At 45.1% G+C, this 2,440-nt stretch carries 3 protein-coding genes; all 3 read right to left on the bottom strand.

The genetic code is table 11. The features are described 5' to 3' along the window. Positions 1-1,411, bottom strand: a 1,411-nt coding sequence (locus HMPREF1141_RS05980) for a hypothetical protein (RefSeq protein ID WP_009062116.1), incomplete at its 3' end; no start/stop codon positions are given. After that, complete coding sequence (locus HMPREF1141_RS05985; RefSeq protein WP_035316633.1) at positions 1,374-2,060, bottom strand: zonular occludens toxin domain-containing protein; 687 nt, start codon at positions 2,058-2,060, stop codon at positions 1,374-1,376. The genes HMPREF1141_RS05985 and HMPREF1141_RS05980, both read right to left, overlap by 38 nt. 63 nt (positions 2,061-2,123) lie before the next feature. Beyond that, entirely contained in the window at positions 2,124-2,300 is a 177-nt protein-coding gene (locus HMPREF1141_RS17495) for a hypothetical protein (protein WP_009062114.1), read from the bottom strand. Positions 2,301-2,440 lie beyond the last annotated feature (140 nt).

Genomic DNA, 2,440 nt, shown 5'->3' on the forward strand with positions numbered 1-2,440 from the left:
TTATAAGTGAAATGATGAAAAGCAAACTTAATCCCCATCGAGAGAGAGCCGCCAAGCCATCAAATTGCGCCATATCTATAGTTATTGATGTATTCACCCCAAGCTTATCAAAGCGTAAGGGTAAAACCCATTTCGGAGCCGCAGCAGGTGCAACGAGAATCCGAACGGAATTGTATAAATCCCAAGGAATCGAAAAGGGAAACTTTGTGGTGATGATCTGCGGAATCGATAAATCCGGAATGTCTGTATCCTCGTCGGGCGTACTGGGCTTTGTAGTATCCCGATCAGCATTCGTCACATCATTGGCGGCCTTATCTGCTTCGGTTGAAATATCCTTACCAATCGTTCCCGCCTGATCGGCTCCCTTTGTCTGATCCGTCACCGAATCCCCGACAATCTGCCCCGGCACTGTAATCACGTCCGGTTGGTCAGATATTTGCCCTGTTTCGCCGACTCCATCTTTCAAGCGGTTGATCACATCATCCACGGAATTTGACATGACGCTGGCACCATCAGCATAAAATTTTTCATTTGCTGGATTGAATACATCTGGAACCGGTGGTAAATATGGTGATGCATCAATAGGACTTTCCTCATAAATAGTGTAATGCGCTCCTGAAGGCTCAAACAAAACCCAATGAGAATAACCATCAATAGTTTCGATACCTAAAATAAAATCAAAAGGAGCAGCAGGTAAATTAATCACACTTTTAAAAGAAACATATTCAGAGGAATTAAAAGGCCCATTTTGTATATATCCCGAAACATCACGATAAGTAGACTGTGTAGCATCACGTACCTTAAAATCTTTAAGAGTAATACCAGATGATAGCTCCGTTAAAGGGACATAAAACAAACCCGTCGTATAGCTAAAACGGCCAAGGAGCAAATAATTTGCTTTCCTATCTGCACTAGAAAAAGAAGGTGCATCAGCTACAGAAACATAATAATCTGGATACAGCTTATATACAAAATCAGATGTAAGAGCAACATTAGTAAAATAATAACCATTTGGAAAATCAACTGAAAGAGGTGTCCCGCCAGATGCCGCCTGCGGAAAGGTATTGACCAACCCGCTGAATATATCCCGAAGGGCCTGCTCGGTGAAGTGTGCCACGGTATGCCCGGCAATCTCCGTTAAAACAATAGTGTTGCGAACAGATTCAGAAAGATCGTCCCATACCTTTTGCGCAGCCGTTGCCAAACTTTCTGTATCAAATCCGGCGGCCACACCGATGCCCAGCGCGGACATGGCGGCCGCAACGATTGCCGCCCCGGCCACAACCGGAATAACCGCTGCTTCAACCTTAACGGGCGGCTTAATAAGCGGCGCACAGAAAACCACTAAAACCATAAGGAGAACAGCGACTCGTTTAATCAAAAGCTGTTTGCCCCTTAGCGCTAACTGCATTTTTCTTCCCTCCCTCCAGCTTTCCAGCAGTAGTCATGCCATCAAACATGTGCATGGTATCATATACCTTTGCTTTGCGCTTATGCAGCCTGTAAAACTGCGGCAACAAGAACTTTGTTCGGCTTGCATGATCATACGGAACTGCGCAGAAAAGGCCACCGAACAGAAAAGACACAAGTTTACCCTCAATTCCAAATCCAGTAATTGCACGGCACTTGAACTCAGTTTGTATCAAGTCCCGAATCTGGCGGTCAATCATCCGATCGGACTGAGCGGCCAACCAAAAGTCATAATTAAAATGCCGATGGTTCGCAAAAAAGAAAATCCATTCCATACGATCGGGCGAAGAAAACGTACGGCTATTGAATTTGATTTCGGCTTCATCAATTATGACAACGGTCTGTGCTTTTTTCGCTTTACGGCCCTCGCGGACATGATTCCACTTTGCAAAAGCAAGCAGAAACTTAATCGTAATTTTATCTGTAGGTATATAGAAAAACTTCCCCCGCTTGCGCTTTTTAAAATAGCTCATATCCATCGGAAAGTTAGAAATAACATTGGTATGCTCTAACAAAGCATCAATAGCCCGGTATGTAACCAGCAAGGATTTCCCCGAGCCGGGCACCCCGGAATAAAGGTCTATTGCCATCAAATCACCCCTAGAAAGAAATAAGCGGGCGGGAATGAACCCACCCGCCATGTACTGCCGGAATTATTTCGCGAACCGCTTGAAAGCCTTAACACCGATCGTAATTGCGAGGATAGTGCCCATGATCGCTAAACCGATCGGCAAACCCTGTGCAATAAATTCCATTGCATCAGTCTGAACCTGCGTAAGAGCAGTTCCGAAAGCTTCGGTCACAGTAGTTGCCGCCAAAAGATTACCCATGAATTGCGCCCTCCTTTCTCAATGTTTCAGCAGTTTTAATGCCTGATATATGCCATAGCCGAGCAGAGAGAAAACAAAGTAGGTTGTAAACCCGCCGCCGACCCCAAGGCCGAAACTGGAAAAATAGTCTGCCATCATAA

The sequence above is a fragment of the Clostridium sp. MSTE9 genome, from assembly GCF_000277625.1.
Lineage (GTDB): Bacteria > Bacillota > Clostridia > Oscillospirales > Acutalibacteraceae > Faecalispora > Faecalispora jeddahensis.

Excerpts from the sequence above, each read along its gene's own strand:
- HMPREF1141_RS05985 (WP_035316633.1), bottom strand. The coding sequence starts at position 2,060 with ATGGCAATAGACCTTTATTCCGGGGTGCCCGGCTCGGGGAAATCCTTG.
- HMPREF1141_RS17495 (WP_009062114.1), bottom strand. The coding sequence starts at position 2,300 with ATGGGTAATCTTTTGGCGGCAACTACTGTGACCGAAGCTTTCGGAACT.